Annotated in this window: 20 protein-coding genes; 14 read left to right on the plus strand and 6 right to left on the minus strand. The window is 64.1% G+C overall.

The annotated features are described in order from the left end of the window. Positions 1–81: 81 nt before the first annotated feature. Together DES43_RS00275 and DES43_RS00280 are read left to right on the plus strand one after the other, a co-directional pair. The gene (locus tag DES43_RS00275; RefSeq protein ID WP_035023972.1) at positions 82–390 is read left to right on the plus strand and encodes a DUF2853 family protein; all 309 of its coding nucleotides are present in this window, start codon (positions 82–84) and stop codon (positions 388–390) included. 265 nt (positions 391–655) lie between these two features. Beyond that, complete coding sequence (locus DES43_RS00280; RefSeq protein ID WP_035023969.1) at positions 656–1,450, plus strand: thymidylate synthase; 795 nt, start codon at positions 656–658, stop codon at positions 1,448–1,450. 6 nt (positions 1,451–1,456) lie between these two features. Here DES43_RS00280 and DES43_RS00285 read toward each other — a convergent pair whose 3' ends face one another. Further along, on the minus strand, positions 1,457–1,666 hold the full coding sequence (locus DES43_RS00285; RefSeq protein WP_035023967.1) for a TOBE domain-containing protein: 210 nt from the start codon (positions 1,664–1,666) through the stop codon (positions 1,457–1,459). A gap of 152 nt (positions 1,667–1,818) precedes the next feature. Between DES43_RS00285 and modA the strand changes: the two genes are divergently transcribed. From modA to DES43_RS00305, 4 genes are all read left to right on the plus strand, one after another. Continuing rightward, a complete protein-coding gene (gene modA, locus DES43_RS00290; RefSeq protein WP_035023964.1) occupies positions 1,819–2,625 on the plus strand; it encodes a molybdate ABC transporter substrate-binding protein in 807 nt (268 codons plus the stop codon). A gap of 15 nt (positions 2,626–2,640) precedes the next feature. Next, complete coding sequence (gene modB / locus DES43_RS00295; RefSeq protein ID WP_035023962.1) at positions 2,641–3,345, plus strand: molybdate ABC transporter permease subunit; 705 nt, start codon at positions 2,641–2,643, stop codon at positions 3,343–3,345. Beyond that, the gene (modC, locus tag DES43_RS00300; RefSeq protein ID WP_035023960.1) at positions 3,342–4,451 is read left to right on the plus strand and encodes a molybdenum ABC transporter ATP-binding protein; all 1,110 of its coding nucleotides are present in this window, start codon (positions 3,342–3,344) and stop codon (positions 4,449–4,451) included. Before modB ends, modC begins: the two co-directional genes overlap by 4 nt. Before the next feature lie 88 nt (positions 4,452–4,539). Next, entirely contained in the window at positions 4,540–4,881 is a 342-nt protein-coding gene (locus DES43_RS00305) for a winged helix-turn-helix domain-containing protein (RefSeq protein ID WP_035024155.1), read from the plus strand. 2 nt (positions 4,882–4,883) lie between these two features. On the opposite strand, the gene cobF is transcribed toward DES43_RS00305, so the two are convergent. Then, entirely contained in the window at positions 4,884–5,702 is an 819-nt protein-coding gene (gene cobF / locus DES43_RS00310) for a precorrin-6A synthase (deacetylating) (protein WP_051520403.1), read from the minus strand. Between the two features lie 123 nt (positions 5,703–5,825). On the opposite strand from cobF, the gene DES43_RS00315 reads away from it, so the two are divergent. The 6 genes from DES43_RS00315 to DES43_RS00340 all read left to right on the plus strand — a co-directional run bounded on the left by DES43_RS00315 (position 5,826) and on the right by DES43_RS00340 (position 11,395). Then, the gene (locus DES43_RS00315) at positions 5,826–6,833 is read left to right on the plus strand and encodes a DUF4424 domain-containing protein (RefSeq protein ID WP_035024151.1); all 1,008 of its coding nucleotides are present in this window, start codon (positions 5,826–5,828) and stop codon (positions 6,831–6,833) included. Between the two features lie 9 nt (positions 6,834–6,842). After that, complete coding sequence (locus DES43_RS00320) at positions 6,843–7,343, plus strand: dihydrofolate reductase (RefSeq protein WP_035023958.1); 501 nt, start codon at positions 6,843–6,845, stop codon at positions 7,341–7,343. A 165-nt stretch (positions 7,344–7,508) separates the two neighbouring features. After that, positions 7,509–8,609, plus strand: a complete 1,101-nt coding sequence (gene hflK / locus DES43_RS00325) for an FtsH protease activity modulator HflK (RefSeq protein WP_035023956.1) — start codon at positions 7,509–7,511, stop codon at positions 8,607–8,609. Beyond that, positions 8,609–9,547 carry a protease modulator HflC gene (hflC, locus tag DES43_RS00330; protein WP_035023954.1) on the plus strand — a complete coding sequence of 313 codons (939 nt, stop codon included), beginning with the start codon at positions 8,609–8,611 and terminating at the stop codon, positions 9,545–9,547. The genes hflK and hflC overlap by 1 nt, the downstream gene beginning before the upstream one ends. 3 nt (positions 9,548–9,550) lie before the next feature. Beyond that, positions 9,551–9,736 (plus strand): DUF2065 domain-containing protein, encoded by a 186-nt coding sequence (locus DES43_RS00335; protein WP_035023952.1) that lies wholly within the window; start codon positions 9,551–9,553, stop codon positions 9,734–9,736. Positions 9,737–9,877: 141 nt separating this feature from the next. Further along, positions 9,878–11,395: a DegQ family serine endoprotease gene (locus DES43_RS00340; protein WP_035024149.1), complete on the plus strand. Its 1,518-nt coding sequence runs from the start codon at positions 9,878–9,880 to the stop codon at positions 11,393–11,395. 16 nt (positions 11,396–11,411) lie between these two features. Here DES43_RS00340 and DES43_RS00345 read toward each other — a convergent pair whose 3' ends face one another. Both DES43_RS00345 and serB read right to left on the minus strand, forming a co-directional pair. Then, positions 11,412–11,984: a GNAT family N-acetyltransferase gene (locus DES43_RS00345; protein WP_035023950.1), complete on the minus strand. Its 573-nt coding sequence runs from the start codon at positions 11,982–11,984 to the stop codon at positions 11,412–11,414. Then, the gene (gene serB / locus DES43_RS00350) at positions 11,981–12,868 is read right to left on the minus strand and encodes a phosphoserine phosphatase SerB (protein ID WP_084496399.1); all 888 of its coding nucleotides are present in this window, start codon (positions 12,866–12,868) and stop codon (positions 11,981–11,983) included. Before serB ends, DES43_RS00345 begins: the two co-directional genes overlap by 4 nt. Between serB and miaA the strand changes: the two genes are divergently transcribed. Further along, entirely contained in the window at positions 12,858–13,796 is a 939-nt protein-coding gene (gene miaA / locus DES43_RS00355) for a tRNA (adenosine(37)-N6)-dimethylallyltransferase MiaA (RefSeq protein WP_051520402.1), read from the plus strand. The two genes, serB and miaA, sit on opposite strands and share 11 nt — an antisense overlap. A gap of 138 nt (positions 13,797–13,934) precedes the next feature. Here miaA and DES43_RS23135 read toward each other — a convergent pair whose 3' ends face one another. Beyond that, positions 13,935–14,066 carry a hypothetical protein gene (locus DES43_RS23135; protein WP_280940153.1) on the minus strand — a complete coding sequence of 44 codons (132 nt, stop codon included), beginning with the start codon at positions 14,064–14,066 and terminating at the stop codon, positions 13,935–13,937. Here DES43_RS23135 and DES43_RS00360 point away from each other — a divergent pair. Beyond that, positions 14,026–14,817, plus strand: coding sequence for a GGDEF domain-containing protein (locus DES43_RS00360; RefSeq protein ID WP_035023948.1), 792 nt, complete (start codon positions 14,026–14,028; stop codon positions 14,815–14,817). The genes DES43_RS23135 and DES43_RS00360 overlap by 41 nt on opposite strands. Before the next feature lie 76 nt (positions 14,818–14,893). Here the strand turns inward: DES43_RS00360 and DES43_RS00365 are convergent, their stop codons facing one another. Then, positions 14,894–16,741, minus strand: coding sequence for an ATP-binding protein (locus DES43_RS00365; RefSeq protein ID WP_035023946.1), 1,848 nt, complete (start codon positions 16,739–16,741; stop codon positions 14,894–14,896). Positions 16,742–16,953 lie beyond the last annotated feature (212 nt).

Genomic DNA, 16,953 nt, shown 5'->3' on the forward strand with positions numbered 1-16,953 from the left:
GCGGGAATCCGGCCCGGCAGCAGATCGCAGAGGCGGATCATCCGTGAAGTGGGGATTTCCAACTCCTGAGAGGGGATATCTATGAGCGACTATCTGGCCGATGTGAAGAAGTATGACGCCAAGGCCGACGAGGCTGTGGTGAACAAGATCGTCAAGCATCTGGGCATTGCCCTGCGCAACCGCGATTCCTCGCTGGTCTCGGCGACCGACCAGAAGGAACTGGACCGCGTGCGCGACAACTGGTGCGTCAAGAAGCTGGGCGTGGATGCCGCCGCAGGCGAGGCCGCTGTCGCCAAGGTTACGCAGACCATGGCAGGCGACCGCTCCAAGGGGCGTGTGACTTTCTACTATCTTGTCGCCAGGGAACTCGGAAAGCTCGACTCTCTCTGAGCGCCAGCCGCCTGACCGGCCGCCCGGCAACTGTTGCCGGCCTCCCGGGATTGCTTCGGATGCCGGGGCGGGGGTGTTCTGTCGAGGCAGGCTGTCTCCGCAGTTTCCGCCGCTGATCGTCTTCTTGCGACGCAAGGCTATCCATGCCAGCCGCATCCCCGCAGCCGGCATGGTTTTGGCTGTGGACGGGGTGCGGATCGAAGGCTGTGCCGGGGCGCGTTCCCGCCTATAATGCTAGCCGTATGAATGCTTTGGAACGGAGCCGATGCGGCAATATCTCGACCTTCTGCGCCACGTGCTCGAGACCGGCGTCGATCGCGGCGATCGCACCGGCACCGGCACGCGCTCCGTCTTCGGCTACCAGATGCGGTTCGATCTGGCGCAGGGCTTTCCCGTCACCACGACGAAGAAACTGCATCTGAAGTCGATCATCCACGAGCTTCTGTGGTTCCTGGCCGGCGACACCAATACCGGATATCTCAACGACAACGGCGTCACCATCTGGGACGAGTGGGCCGACGAGAATGGCGATCTCGGCCCCGTCTACGGTCGCCAGTGGCGGTCCTGGCCTGACGGCAAGGGCGGCGAAATCGATCAGATCGCCAATCTTCTCATCGAACTGCGTCGCAATCCGCAATCCCGGCGCCTGATCGTTTCGGCATGGAACCCGGCGCAGGTGGACACCATGGCGCTGCCGCCCTGCCACTGCCTGTTCCAGTTCTACGTTGCCGAAGGGCGGTTGTCGTGCCAGCTCTACCAGCGCTCGGCCGACATCTTCCTCGGCGTGCCGTTCAACATCGCCTCCTATGCATTGCTGACGATGATGATCGCGCAGGTGACAGGGCTGAAACCCGGCGAGTTCATCCACACGCTGGGCGATGCCCATCTCTACGCCAATCATTTCGATCAGGCGCGCGAGCAGCTTTCACGGTCTCCCAAGGCGTTGCCGACAATGTGGATCAACCCGGCGGTGGAGGATCTGTTCGCCTTCCGCTTCGAGGATTTCAGGCTGGAGAACTACGTCGCCGATCCGAGCATCCGCGCGCCGATCGCGGTCTGACGCCCGTCAGTCCACCGCGACCATGACATCGGACGCCTTGACCACGGCATAGGCATCGTCGCCTTCCCGGAGCCTGAGCTCGTCCACCGCCTCATTGGTGATGGAGGCGGTTATGATCGCTCCGCCGCCAATGTCGATGCGCACATGGGCGGTGGTGGCGCCTTTTGCCACTTCCACGATCCTGCCCCTGATCTGGTTGCGGGCGCTGATCTTCATGGGACTGCTCCTTTTTTTCCATCCTTGCGGAAACAGTGAAACACAGCCGGGCGAGGAGCGCAAAAAGCTTTCCTTGTTATATTCATCTGTATATATCGGTTGCAGGCCGCTTCTGGCGGCATGTGAGCAACGATCATACACGGAGAGGTGCGATGGGTAAGATCAAGGCAACTGGTTTGAAGACGCTGATGGCCGCGGGCGCCCTGTCGGCATTGCTGATTGCGCCGGTCCCGACGGCGCAGGCCGATGACAGTCAGATCGTCGTTTTCGCCGCGGCGAGCCTCAAGAATGCGCTCGACGCCATCAACGCCGCCTGCGAGGCCGATGTCGGCGAGACCGCGAAGATTTCCTATGCCTCGTCCTCGGCGCTGGCCAAGCAGATCGAGGAAGGCGCGCCGGCCGATGTGTTCATCTCGGCCGATCTGGACTGGATGAAGTATCTGTCCGACAAGAATCTCATCAAGGCCGATACTGAAGAGCAGTTGCTCGGCAACCGGATCGTTCTGGTCGCACCGGCGGATTCCACCGCAGAAGCCAGGCTGGAAAAGGGTTTTGACCTGGCTGGCCTGATCGGCGAAGGCAGGCTCGCCATGGGCGATGTGCAGGCGGTTCCGGCCGGCAAGTACGGCAAGGCGGCGCTCGAGGCGCTGGACATGTGGGGTTCGGTCGAAGGCAAGCTTGCTCAGGCCGAGAATGTGCGGGCGGCGCTGAAGCTGGTCGCCACCGGCGAGGCCGCCGCCGGCATCGTTTATGCCACGGATGCGGTGGCCGAGCCGGGCGTGAAGGTGATTGCGACCTTCCCGGAAGAAACGCACGCGCCGATCATCTACCCGGTGGCGCAGACGGCCGATTCCAGGGATGAGGACACGCCCGCCTTCCTGAAGTGCCTGCACACCGGGAAGGCGCGCAAGCTGTTCGAGGAGCAGGGCTTCACGGTGCTCGCGCCGGCCGCGAACTAGGTCGTTCCGCAGCTTATGGACTGGTTGCTGGACCTGACGCCGGACGAATGGACGGCGGTCAGGCTGTCGGTCAAGGTGGCGACGGTGGCGATGCTCGCCTCCGTGCCGCCCGGAATATTGATCGCCTATGCGCTGGCGCGCGGCCGTTTCTGGGGCAAGACGCTGCTTAACGGCATCGTGCATCTGCCGCTGGTGCTGCCGCCGGTCGTTACCGGCTATCTGCTGCTGCTTGCCTTCGGCCGGCGCGGGCCGGTCGGCGCGTTCCTGGCCGAGCATTTCGGCATCGTGTTTTCGTTCCGCTGGACAGGCGCGGCTCTCGCCTGCGGGGTGATGGGCTTTCCGCTGATGGTGCGGGCGATCCGGCTTTCGATCGAATCCGTGGACCGCAAGCTGGAAGCCGCCGCCGGAACGCTCGGCGCCGGCCCCTTGTGGGTGTTCTCCACGGTCACGCTGCCGCTCATCCTGCCCGGCATCATCGCCGGCGCGATCCTGTCCTTTGCCAAGGCGATGGGGGAGTTCGGCGCCACCATCACCTTCGTTTCCAACATTCCGGGCGAAACCCAGACGCTGCCTTCCGCCATCTATACCTTTACGCAGGTGCCGGGTGGCGACGAGGGCGCATTGCGGCTCACCCTCATCAGCATCATCATTTCCATGCTGGCGCTGGTGGCTTCGGAAGTGCTGGCGCGGCGGCTTGGCAAGCGGATGGATGTGGAATGACGCTCTCTGTCGATATCCGCCATTGCCAGGGCGATTTCCGGATCGAGGCAAGTTTCACCGGGTCCGGCCGGCTGACGGCGCTGTTCGGCCCCTCCGGCTCCGGCAAAAGCACCCTCATCAACCTGATCGCCGGCCTGATCCGCCCGGAAGAAGGGCGCATCGAGGTCGACGGCAAGGTGCTGGTCGATACGAAAGCCGGCATCTTTTTGCCGTGTCACAGGCGCCGCATCGGCATGGTGTTTCAGGACGCGCGGCTTTTCCCGCATATGAGCGTACGCTCCAACCTGCTCTACGGGCGCTGGTTCACGCCTGCTGCCGAGCGCTACATGGATATGGACGCTATCGTGGATCTGCTTGGCATCGGGGCGCTGCTGGAACGCAAGCCGGCAGGGCTTTCCGGTGGTGAAAAGCAGCGCGTGGCGATCGGGCGCGCGCTGCTCTCCAGTCCGCGCCTGCTCCTGATGGACGAGCCGCTCGCCTCGCTCGACGAGGCGCGCAAGGCCGAGATCATGCCCTATATCGAGCGCCTGCGCGACGAGATGAAGATCCCGATCGTCTATGTCAGCCATTCGGTGGCGGAGGTGGCGCGGCTGGCGAGCGACGTGGTGGTGCTGGCACAGGGCAAGGTCACGGCATCCGGGCCGGTTGCCGGCATATTGCGGCGGCTCGACCTGCTGCCTGCCGGCGAGCGTGGCGAGGGTGGCGCGCTGGTCGAGGCGGTTGTCCTTCGGCACGACGACGCTTTTTCGATGACCGTTCTGGGTTCCGCGGCGGGCGAGATTCGCGTGCCGGGTATGAACATTGCGGTTGGCGATCCGGTGCGGCTGCGTATCCGTGCCCGCGACGTGATGATCGCCACCGAGCCCCCGACCGGCCTCAGCGCGCTGAACATACTGCCGGGAAAGGTTGCTTCCATAGCGTACGGGGACGGGGCGGAGAGCGAGGTGTGCATAGACTGCAACGGCGTGTCCGTCATTTCGCGTATCACACAGCAGTCCCGGCAGACGCTGGGTCTCAGACCCGGCCTGTCCGTATTCGCGGTGGTCAAGACCGTGAGCTTCGATGAAACCAGCACGGGCAAGGGGATGCGAGAGGCCCACCTGTAAGGTGCCGGGATAACCGCTATTTCATTTTGGAATAGCGGTTTCCGTTTGAAAGCGCTAGGAATGAAGGGGCCGATTGCGGGAGGACAAGATGCCGTCGCTGACCTTGCGCATAAATCTCGATCCAGACGGGCGCATCGGGCCTGGCAAGATCGAACTTCTGGAGCATATCGCCTCCTTCGGCTCGATCTCGGCCGCCGCCCGCACCATGCAGATGTCCTACAAGCACGCATGGGATCTGGTGGAGGATATGAACCGCGTGTTCGGCAAGCCCCTGGTCAGCGCCCAGACCGGCGGAAAGCGCGGTGGGGGCGCCCAGCTAACCCCGGTGGGGCTCGCCGTTGTCAGCCGCTACCGGGCCATAGAGCGCGCGGCCACGGCTGCGGCGGAAACGCATATGATGGCGCTGCAGGCAGAGATCGATGCCGGATAGAATTATATGTGAGAGCGCGTAGTCGCTGCGGACGCTCCGCTGTCCCGTTCCTCCGGTTCGCCCGGCTTGCGCAGCAGATAGGTGTCCATGATCCAGCCCCTGGCGGCGCGGGCCTCAGCGCGTATTGCCACGATCCGGTCTTCGACCTCGCCAAGGCGTCCGGTGACGATGATTTCATCCGGCGTGCCGAGATAGGCCCCCCAATGGATCGTCACATCCTTGTCCTTCAGGTTACGGAAGGCGCAGTTGCCGTCCAGCATCACCACGACCGTGCCGGCATTGTCCGGCATGCCTTCGGCGTCGAGACGCCGGCCGGTGGTGATCAGCACCGGGTCGCCGATGCGGTTGAGCGCCATCTTGTGGCTGGCGCACAGCGACTGGATGGCGGTGATGCCGGGGACCACCTTAACGGCAAAGTCCACCTTGCCGCGATTGCGCACCCGTTCGAGGATGCGCAGCGCGCTGTCGTAGAGCATGGGGTCGCCCCAGACGAGGAAAGCACCGCAGCCGTCTTCGGCAAGCTCGCTCACGATCAGCGCTTCATAGATGCCGGCGATGTCCTCATGCCAGTCGTCCACGGTGCTGCGATAGGAGGAGGAGGAGGGCGCAGCCCGTTTTGGAACGTCGAATCCCACGCGGCGCGAGGCAGGGTTGGTGACGAACCGGTCGCAGATTTCATGGCGCAAACCGGAAAGGTCGCTCTTTTCCACTCCCTTGTCGGGCACGAACAGCACATCGGCCCGGTTGAGCGCGGCGATGGCCTGCACGGTCATGTGTTCGGGATTGCCGGCGCCGATGCCGATGACGAGAAGCGTGCGCATGGCGCAGTTTCCTGCCCGAACGCCACCGCTGTGTCCAGTGGCTGGGGATAGCCGTGTCGGCCCTAGGAAGCTGGGGCCAAACTCTCTAGTGTCATGCGCACGATCCCAACAGGGGGAATCACCATGCTGCGTCCCTGCGCCGCTTCACTCATGCTGCTGGCAGCCACGCCCGCAATGGCCAATGATTCCATCGCCGAACTCGGCACCGGCGGGCTCATCCTGTCCCGCACCGACCTGATCGAGATGAAGAGCGAGGATCTGTTCATCTCGCAGAAGCAGGTGCGCGTCGATTATATCTTCGCCAACAGGTCGGACGAGGACGTTTCCACGATCGTCGCCTTTCCGATGCCGGAAATATCCGGCGGACCCGACGCGATGGTTGCCGTCCCGGACAATGCAGCCGACAATTTCCTCGATTTTCGCGTGACCAGCGATGGTGTGGAGATACGGCCCGAACTGGAGCAGAAGGCGTTCGCGGTGGAACTGGACGTCACCGCGGAGCTGAAGGCCCATGGCATTCCGCTCAACCCGTTTGCCGAGGATGCCTATGCCAGGCTGGCGCAACTGCCCGACGAAGTGGCGCGCGACTGGCAGGAGCGCGGCATCGTCATGCTTAACGAGTACGACGACGGTTCCGGCTGGAAGACCGAACGGACCCCGTTGTGGAGCCTGCGTTCCGCCTATTGGTGGAAGGCTACGTTCCCGGCCGGCAAGGATGTGCGCGTCTCGCACAGCTATGTGCCGAGCGTCGGGGCGACGGCAGGCATCGGATTCTTCCATGACGGCAAGTTCCAGGGCGAATACGAGGACTACAGGCGCCGCTACTGCTTCGATTCTAGCTTCGAGAACGGAGTGCGCAAGGCGGCCGGCCGCAACGCGGACGGGGTGCCCGCGCTCAGCGAGAACCGCATTTCCTACGTGCTGACCACCGGTTCGAACTGGGCGCTCGGCACCATCGGCGACTTCAGGCTGACCATCGACAAGGGCGATCCGGCGGCGCTCGTTTCGTTTTGCGGCACGGGCGTGAAGAAGACGGGCCCGACTACCTTCGAGATGCGGGCGAAGGATTTCTATCCCGAGCGCGACATCGACATATTGATTCTCGCGCCGCCGGACCGCGGCGCGCCATAAGGACATCCAATGAAAACTGCGATTTATGTGGCCATCGCCGAAAATGGCGTGATCGGGCGTGAGGGCGGGCTGCCGTGGCGGCTCTCCACCGACCTCAGGCGTTTCAAGGCCGACACCATGGGCAAGCCGGTCATCATGGGCCGCAAGACATATGAGGGCATCGGCCGGCTCCTGCCGGGCCGCCCGAACGTCATCGTCACGCGCGACACAAGCTACGGAGTCGAGGGGGCGGAGATCGCGCATTCGCTCGGGGAGGCGATCGGCATTGCGGAACGCCATGTCGGGCCGGACGGAGAAGCCTGCATCATCGGCGGCGCGGAGATCTACGCCCAGGCGCTGCCACTGGTCGACCGGCTGCATGTCACCCATGTTCTGGGCGAAGTGGAGGGAGATGCGTCCTTCCCGGCCATCGATGCCGCAATCTGGCAGGAGACTGTCCGTCAGGAGGTTCCCTCCGGGGAAAAGGACAGCCACGCGACACGTTACGTCGTCTATGAACGGCGCGGTTGAGGCGTTCCGGCCTCGCCAGATGACAGAAAGTTGCGCAATGCCGCAGGGACAAAGGATTTTTTAGGTCCCCTGCGCGTTGAAAGCGGGCTTTTGCCTCCCTATAGAGGATCAAGGCTTGTGCGCCGTATGGACGGCGTATGAGGGACTGCGGACGAAAGGACATTTATGCCCTGGAACGACAAGAGCGGTGGCGGCGGCCCATGGGGCGGCGGCGGAGGTAATGGCGGCCCGTGGGGCCAGGGTCCGAGAGGGCCGGGCGGACCACAAGGCACGCCCCCCGATCTGGAGGACATCATCAGGCTGGGACAGGACAAGCTGCGCCGGGCCTTGCCGGGCGGCAGTGGCGGCAACAAGGCCATGTTCCTGGTGATCGCGCTGCTCGTGCTTGGCATGTGGGCGTTCAAGGCGATCTATACGGTGCAGCCGGACGAGGTTGCCGTCGAGCTGCGCTTCGGCAAGCCGAAGCAGGAGCTTTCCGAGCCGGGCCTCCACTTCCACTGGTGGCCGGTCGAAACGGTCGAGACCGCCAAGATCTCCGAGCAGCTCGTCAATATCGGCGGTCTCTCGCGCAGCAACGACACGTCCGGGCTGATGCTTTCCGGGGACCAGAACATAGTCAACGTGCAGTTTTCGGTGGCCTATCAGGTGTCCGATCCGCGCGCCTATCTGTTCGCGGTTTCCGATCCCGACGGCATGCTGACGCAGGTGGCGGAAAGCGCCATGCGCGAAGCCGTCGGCCGGCGCCCGGCGCAGGACATCTTCCGCGACGACCGTCAGGGTATCGCCGAATCGGTGCGCCAGATTCTTCAGAATACGCTCGACGGCTATGATGCGGGTCTCAACGTCAACGCCATCTCCATCGAGGACGCGGCTCCGCCGCGCGAAGTGGCCGATGCCTTCGACGAGGTCCAGCGCGCCGAGCAGGACGAGGACAGGTTCGTCGAGCAGGCCAACCAGTATTCCAACCAGAAGCTCGGCCAGGCCCGCGGTCAGGCTGCACAGCTTCGCGAAGAAGCCGCCGCCTACAAGAACCGCGTCGTGCAGGAAGCGCAGGGTGAGGCGCAGCGCTTCATCTCGGTCTACGAGGAGTATGCCAAGGCGCCGGACGTGACGCGCAAGCGTCTCTATCTCGAAACCATGGAGAAGGTCCTGAGGGATTCCAACAAGGTGGTCGTGGAGCAGGGTGGCGGCCCGGGCGTCGTGCCGTACCTGCCGCTGCCTGAACTGCAGAAGCGCTCCGGCGCCGCTACCGGAGGGGCGCAATAATGGCAAACCGTCTTCCAGCCATTGCCGTCGCCGGCATCGTCATCCTGTTCCTGATCTACTCGTCGATCTTCGTGGTCAATGCGCGCCAGCAGGCGATCGTGCTGCGCTTCGGTGAGATCGTCGACGTCAAGAGCGACCCGGGCATCTACTTCAAGATGCCGTTCTCGTTCTTCGATGCCGACAATGTGCAGATGATCGAAAACCGCGTGCTGCGTTTCGACCTCGACAATATCCGCGTGCAGGTTTCGGGCGGCAAGTTCTACGAGGTCGATGCCTTCATCGCCTACCGCATCTCGAATCCCCGCGTGTTCCGCTCGGCGGTCTCGGGCAGCATCGAACTGGCCGAACAGCGGCTGCGCACCCGTCTCGACGCGGCCCTGCGTCGTGTGTACGGCTTGCGCGGCTTCGAGGCGGCGCTCTCGGAAGAGCGCGCCGACATGATGCGCGAGGTGCGCGACCAGCTTCGTCCGGACGCGACCTCGCTGGGCCTCGAAATCGTGGATGTGCGTATCCGTCGTACCGACCTCACGCAGGAAGTGTCGCAGCAGACCTTCGAGCGCATGAAGGCGGAACGTCTGGCCGAGGCCGAAAGGCTGAGGGCGCGCGGTAACGAGGCCGCCCAGCGCATCCGCGCCCGCGCCGACCGCGAGGTCGTGGAAATCGTCGCGGAAGCGCAGAGGGAATCCGAAATCCTGCGCGGTGAAGGCGATGCCGAACGCAACTCCATCTTTGCCGGCGCCTATCTGCGCGACCCGCAGTTCTTCGACTTCTACCGTTCGATGAGCGCCTATGGGACGGCCCTGAACGGCGAGGGCACCACCATGGTCCTGTCGCCGGAATCGGAGTTCTTCCGCTTCTTCAGGGACCCGAACCAGAGCGGCGCGGCGGCGGCCTCCCCGTTGCTTCAGGCGCCCGCGCCGGCTGCCAGCGGCCAGTAATCCGTGCAGGATTTCCTGGCGGCCCTTGGCCTGGTCCTCGTCATCGAGGGCCTGGTCTATGGGGGCTTTCCCCGCATGGCGCGTCGTCTGGCGGCAGAGGTCCAGTCCATGCCCGAAGGCGCCATGCGCATGGCCGGCCTGCTGGCCATCGCCTTCGGCGTCGGCATCGTGTGGCTGGTGCGCGGCTGAAAACGGAAGGGGCGGAGCGCTGTCGTTCCGCCCCTTTTCATTACGCAGGATTTACCTGACGATAGCAGTTTGCGTCGCAAACGTGCCGTATTTCGTGCCATCATGGCCGCACGCAACTTCGAGATGCCCGGAGCCCGTTCCATGACACCCCATATTCTCCTGCGTACTGCGCGGACCGCATTGCTGGCGGCCAGCGCGCTGGCCGTGGCCGCAAGCGCCATGGTGCCGCGGGCAATGGCGCAGGCGCCGGCATCTCCTGCCGTGCCCGGTGCCGGGCCGGCCTCCGTGGCGGACCTCGCCGAAGGGTTGCTCGGCGCGGTGGTCAACATCTCCACCTCGCAGACCGTCAAGGGGACCGAGGGTCCCGGCGCGGTACCGATGCCACAGCTTCCCGAAGGCTCGCCTTTCCAGGATTTCTTCGACGAATTCTTCAAGGATCGCGGCGGCCAGCGCGGCGGCGGCTCGCAGAAGGTGCAGTCGCTGGGCTCCGGCTTCGTCATCGACGCGAAGGAAGGCTTCGTCGTCACCAACAATCACGTCATCGCCGACGCCGACGACATCGAGGTCAACTTCTCCGACGGGCTGACGCTCAAGGCCGAACTGGTCGGCACCGATTCCAAGACCGATATCGCCGTTCTGAAGGTCGACCCGGCCGGCCACAAGCTGACCGAGGTGAAGTTCGGCGATTCCGACAAGATGCGCATCGGCGACTGGGTGATGGCCATCGGCAACCCGTTCGGCCTCGGCGGCACTGTCACCGTCGGCATCATTTCCGCCCGCAACCGCGACATCAATGCCGGCCCCTATGACGACTTTATCCAGACCGATGCCGCCATCAACCGGGGCAATTCGGGTGGGCCGCTGTTCAACATGCATGGCGAGGTCATCGGCATCAACACGGCCATCATCTCGCCGACCGGCGGTTCGATCGGCATCGGCTTCTCCATTCCCACGCAACTGGCGAAAGGGGTCGTCGACCAGTTGCGCGAGTTCGGCGAGACGCGCCGCGGCTGGCTCGGCGTGCGCATCCAGCCGGTGACTGAGGACATCGCCGAAAGCCTCGGCATGAAGGATGCCAAAGGCGCGCTCATTTCCGGCATCATCAAGGGCGGGCCGGTGGACGACGGCTCGATCCAGCCGGGAGACGTGGTCACGAAATTCGACGGCAAGGAGATCGACGAGATGCGCGACCTGTCGCGCATCGTCGCCGAAAGCCCGGTCGGCAAGGCGGTTGACGTGGTGGTGGTCCGCAAGGGCAACGAGATGACTGTCAAGGTTACGCTCGGCCGTCTCGAGGACGGCGAGAAGATGGCCGAAGGCGAGGATGGCGAAGCCGTACAGAAGGACGAGGCGGTCGCCACGGCTTCCGTTCTCGGCATGACCATCGGCGAACTCGACGATGCCGCGCGCGAGAAGTACGGGATCGATTCGGGCGTCAACGGTGTGGTGATCACCGAGGTCACGCCCGATTCCGCCGCCGCCGAACGCGGCGTTCAGGCCGGCGAGGTCATCACCGAAATCGCACAGGAATCCGTGGCGAACCCGAAAGACGTGATGGACCGCATCGCGGCGCTGAAGGAGCAGGGCCGCAAGAACGCCCTGCTGATGCTGGCCTCGAAAAGCGGCGAGCTGCGCTTCGTGACGATCCGCATGGATTGAGAAATGGAAAAGGCGGTCAGGAGGCCGCCTTTTTCTTTGTCCATTCCTCGCGCGTGATCCGATAGAAGCTGTGACGCTTCAGGTGCGGATGGTTGTCGGGCACGCCGGGATGATCGAAGTCGCGGGCCGGATCGGCAACCATGCCGATGCGCTCCATCACTGCCGTCGAGCGCCGGTTGGCTGCCACCGCGAAGGACACGATCTCATCGAGGCCCATCACCTCGAAGCCGTAGTCGAGCCAGGCGCGTGCGGCTTCCGAGACATAGCCTTTGCCCCAGAACTCCGGCGCGAGACGCCAGCCGATCTCGACGGTTCCGGCTGGAAACAGGCCCGGCATATGGTCGGTGCGGCTGAGGCCGATGAAACCTATGCACGCGCCGGTGGCGGCGATTTCCGCAGCCGTCCAGCCGAAGCCCTGCCGGGCGATCGTTTCGCGGAATTCGTCCATCTTGACGTCGGAGATCGCCCGGTTGCGTCGGAACGGGAAAAATTCCATCACCCGCTCGTCGGAGTTGATGCGATGGAAGAGATCGCGGTCGCGCTCCTCCCAGTTGCGCAGGATCAGCCTTTCGGTGCGGACGGGCTTCACGGGACGAATTGCTCCTGCCGATAGCCTTGCAGGTAGAGCAACGCGGTAAGGTCGCCATGGTCGATGCGGATCTTGGCCTCCGCCGCGACCGAAGGCTTGGCGTGCAGGGCGACGCCGGTGCCGGAAAGGCGGATCATGTCGAGATCGTTGGCGCCGTCCCCCACCGCGATGGCATCTGCTGGCGTGAGCTTCAGGCGGGCGGAAATGTCGTGCAGCGCCTCGGCCTTGGCGGCGCGGCCGAGGATCGGCTCGGCCACCTCGCCGGTGAGGCGGCCGTTGCGCTCGATGAGGCGGTTGGCACGGTTCTCGTCGAAGCCCAGCATGGCGGCAATGCGCGAGGTGAACAGGTCGAAGCCGCCGGATACGAGCGCTGTCCAGGCTCCGTTCGCGCGCATGGTGGCGACCAGCGTTCGACCGCCCGAAGCGAGGGTGAGCCGGTTCTCCACGATGCGGTCGACCACGCCGATGTCGAGATCGCGCAGCAGGGCGACGCGTTCGCGCAGCGCCGGCTCGAAGGCGATTTCGCCATTCATGGAGCGGGCGGTGATTTCGGCGACGTGCGCCTTCACGCCCACCTCGTCCGCAAGCTCGTCGATGCATTCCTGATCGATCATGGTGGAATCCATGTCGGCGATCAGGATTTTCTTCCGGCGGGTGCCGGCGTCCTGTATCGCGACATCCACCGGAGCGGCGGCCAGCGCATCGCGCAGAAGCGCCGCGGCCGTCCGGCCTTCCATGCCGGAGGGGATGACAATATCGCAGGCGATGGTTTCGGCCAGCCAGTCCAAGCCACTTGCGCCGAGCGCCGTGGACGCCTTATTTGCCAGGTCTGCCGTCAAGGCAGGGCCGGAAGGATTGGAAATGAGCGTGGCGATGAGCGGCATCGGGGCTTCCGGTGAAGAGGGCAGGGAAGGGCGCGTCAGAAACGCCATCCTGATAGCCGGGCCGACTGCCAGCGGCAAGTCGAAGCTGGCGCTCGATCTCGCCGACAGGCTGGGCGGCTCAATCGTCAATACCGATTCCATGCAGGTCTACGGGGTGCTCGATGTCCTGACGGCGCGTCCCGGCGCCGACGATCTCAGGCGCGCCCCACATCACCTCTATGGCCATGTGCCGCCGACATGTGCCTATTCGACCGGAGCGTGGCTGCGCGATGTCACGCAGTTGATCGATGGTAGGGGGCTGGGGAAGCTGCGGCCGATCTTCGTGGGCGGCACCGGCCTTTATTTTCGGGCTCTGACCGGGGGCATGTCGGAAATGCCCGACATTCCGGCCGAAATCCGCGACCGCTGGCGCGGCAACTTGCGGGACGAAGGAGCAGAGGCGCTGCACAGACAGCTTGGCGAGCGCGATCCCGGTGCCGCCGCTCGCCTCAAGCCTGCCGACGGCCAGCGCATCGTGCGGGCGCTGGAAGTTCTTGAAGCATCCGGCCGTTCGATCCTCGAATGGCAGGGCAGGCGCGGACAGCCGCTGGTCGAGCGGTCAAGCGCGCAATGCATGGTCATCGAACCCGACCGCGAGGCACTCGGTGCGCGTATCGACATGCGTTTCGATGCCATGCTGGAGCGTGGCGCGCTCGATGAGGTCCGGGAACTTCTCAGGCTCGATCCCGACCCGTCCCTGCCGGCCATGAAGGCCATCGGCGTTCGCGAATTGCAGTCTGCCCTGGTCGGCGAAACGAGCTTTCCGGAGGCTATCGAGCGAGCCAAGATCGCGACGCGGCAATACGCCAGGCGGCAGTCCACATGGTTTCGGAACCAGCTGGGCCCCGAATGGAAAAGGCTTGCGCTCGGAGAAAGTCCCGGCGTTTAAGCGGCGTCGCGGCATCGAACGCCCGGCTGAACCCGGTCCGCCGCTCTCCCGGTGCCGCCACCGCATTTTTGCGGCAACAGGCGATTGCTCCCGACGGCAAAATGCTTCGCCGGCAGGATGCAATCGTTCTGGTCGATATCATCCGGAATTCGCGCTCTGGTTGTTGAAATCAGATTTTGTTAAGCTGCGCCGTGAGATAAGCCAGTGGGCTGGATTCAAGCGGGCGGCAATGCGTTTCCATAAAGCGGAATCGGCATTTTTTGTTTTCATTTGCGTGATCCTGGGCGCCGGGATGCTCATGCTGTTCGCGCATGGCGTCATGGAATCTCTCGTTCAGGAGGTGCGGCGTCCCGACCGGGTTGCGCAGATTTCGCAGCTGCAAAATCTGCTCTTCTTCACCAGTGTCCTCTTGGCGACAGCTCTGTTCTTCGGCATGTTCTTCATCTATCCGCTGATCCGCCGGCAGGTACGGGAGGAGAACAAGCTGCGCCAGATGACGGCCTCGCTCAGCGCGCGTTCCGAGACGCTGGAGATGGAGGCGCTGACGGACGGGCTGACCGGTACGCAGAACCGCCGCTATTTCGACGATGCGCTTCGGGAATACATCGTGGAGTTCCGCCGCATCGACAAGCCGGTGGGGCTGATGATCCTCGATCTCGACCATTTCAAGCAGGTGAACGACAATCATGGCCACGATGTCGGCGACAAGGTGCTGCGCGCGGTGGGCAATTGCCTGCGCGACATGACCCGCTATCACGACGTGGTTGCGCGTCTCGGCGGCGAGGAATTCGCCATCGTGGCGCCGAACATGAACGCGCCGGGACTGGAAAAGCTGGCTGAGCGCATTCGCGATGCCATCGCTTCGCTGGTCATTCCCACCGGGCGCGGCAAGCTGAGGGTCACGACCAGCGTGGGGCTGGCGATCTGGGACGGCAAGGAAACGGCGGAGGAGTTCTACCGCCGCGCCGACCGCCAGCTTTACGAGGCCAAGCGGCAGGGCCGCAACAGGGTCTGTGCCTAAAGCATGTCGCCCGGAAGCGGGAACCGGTTTCGGGCGGCACGCTTAAGGACGCCTGATGCGGCTATCCGCGGCCAGCTCAGCCGTTGTGTGGCCGCATACCGAATGTCGTCGGCTTCAGCCCATAGCGTTGTTCCGCTTCATCGGTGACCGGACGGCGCAACAGGGAGGACGACCGGCGATAGTCCGGATCGCCCGGCTGGCTTGTCGCATCCGCGGACCCGGCGAACATGAGCGAGGTTTCCGGTGCGGTTGCCTGCTGGGCTGAACCCGTACGCAGCCGGTTGACGATCGCTGCCAGATCGACGTCCTGGCCTGGGGCGATGGCGGTGGGGTCGGCGCTGCTGCGCTGCTGGCCGGGCAGGAGGCGCTTGTCCAGTTTCTCGAATTTGAGGCGCATCGTGGTGGCCACGCCTTCGCCGAAGGCGATTGCCTCGCGCTGTCCCATGGAGGACAGGAAGGAGAGGCTCGAAGCAGAGGAGTCCGAAATGGCCGAACGGATGATCGCCTTGTCCTGCTCGTTGGCAAGACGCATGGCGAAGACCGTCGAACACTGGGACAGGATGGTCGGGTCGAGTTCGCCCGGCCGCTGCGTGACGATGCCGAGGAAGCAGCCATATTTGCGGCCCTCCTTGGCGATGCGCGCCAGCGCCTCGCGCGTGGGCGCAAAGCCCTGGCGCGAATTGGCAGGCATATAGCGGTGCGCCTCCTCGCACATCACCAGCAGCTTCAGCCGCCCCTCGCTCAACAAGGCAAGGTCGAAGGCAAGGCGGGCCAGAACCGAGCACACGGCATTGACCACTTCGGACGGAAGCCCCGCCATCTCGAAGCATGTCACAGGGCGTCCGCCATGCGGGACACGGAAGATGTTGCCTATGGTCTGGTGGATCGTATCTTCGATCAGGCGCGAGTTGAACATGAAGCGATAGCGCGGATCTGCTGCGATCTGCTCGATGCGAACCCGCAGCGACCTCAGCGCCGGCCGGTCCGTTTTTCCTTCCAGAAGCCCGATGCGGTCGTCGATCTGCTTCAGCAGGTCGGCAATGCGATACGGAACCGGCGTATCGGCCGTGATCGTGTCGGTCCCGCGCCGGACATGGCTTCCGCCGTTCCGGTAGATGGCCTTGGCAAGCGGAATGATGTCTCGCAGCAGGTCCATTTCCTCGGGGATCGTCTCGCGTCCGCGAAACAGAACCTCGGCGAACTCTTCCAGCCGGAACATCCAGAAGGGCAGGTCCAGCGTCGAGCTGTCGATGCGAACGCTGTGCTCGGGCAGCGACGCTGCGAACTCGTTATGTGGATCGAGAATGAGGATGCGCAGGTCGGGGCAGGCGGCGATTGCCTTGCGCATCAGCAGCGAGACGGCAGTCGATTTGCCCACGCCGGTGGTGCCTACCACCGCGAAGTGCCGGGACAGGGTGTCCTCGATGGCGATATTGGCGGCAATCTCCTCATCCTGCGAGAGATGGCCGATGGCGATGCCGCGCCGCCCGGCAAGATCGTAGACGGCCTCCAGATCGCGCGAGCGGATGCGGTGCGCGTGAGCGCCGACATGGGGATAGCGGGTGATGCCGCGGTCGAAAACCGGCCGGGCCGAGGGCAGGGCGCCGTCCCGCACCTCGCCAACCAGCTCGACCTCGACCTCGATCGGGTTGAGTTCGCCGGTTTTCCAGTCATGACCCGGCTTGCCGACACCGTAGACCAGACCGACCGTGCGGCTGGTTCCAAGATTGATCGAGATCATGCGTCCGACCGTCCAGCGTTCCGCGGGATCGTCCGTGCCGTCATCGCCGGCGAATGCGGCGAGCACGGCACGGGCGCCGTCGCAGCGCACCACATGCCCCAGAATGCGATGATCGGATTGCTGTGCCTCGCGCCGTTCCTGCGACGTGGCTTCTCCAGGCGGATTTCCGCGCTCGACATACATGTTCAGAGACCCCCGTACTCTATCGTGCCGAACGATACGCTGCTGCGGTTAAGGTCGCGTGAGGGGGCATGGTTGCGGCAATCTTAACGCGCATGCGCCATGCAACGGCATTTTCAGGCAAGATTGGGCGTTGACACGATGCGAAAATCGCTTCTATTGTCGCCCACCATGAAAAAGGCATTCATTCTCGTAGTAGGACGGCGCGTGGGCAA

Source organism: Aquamicrobium defluvii (assembly GCF_004363725.1).
Taxonomy (GTDB): Bacteria; Pseudomonadota; Alphaproteobacteria; order Rhizobiales; family Rhizobiaceae; genus Mesorhizobium; species Mesorhizobium defluvii.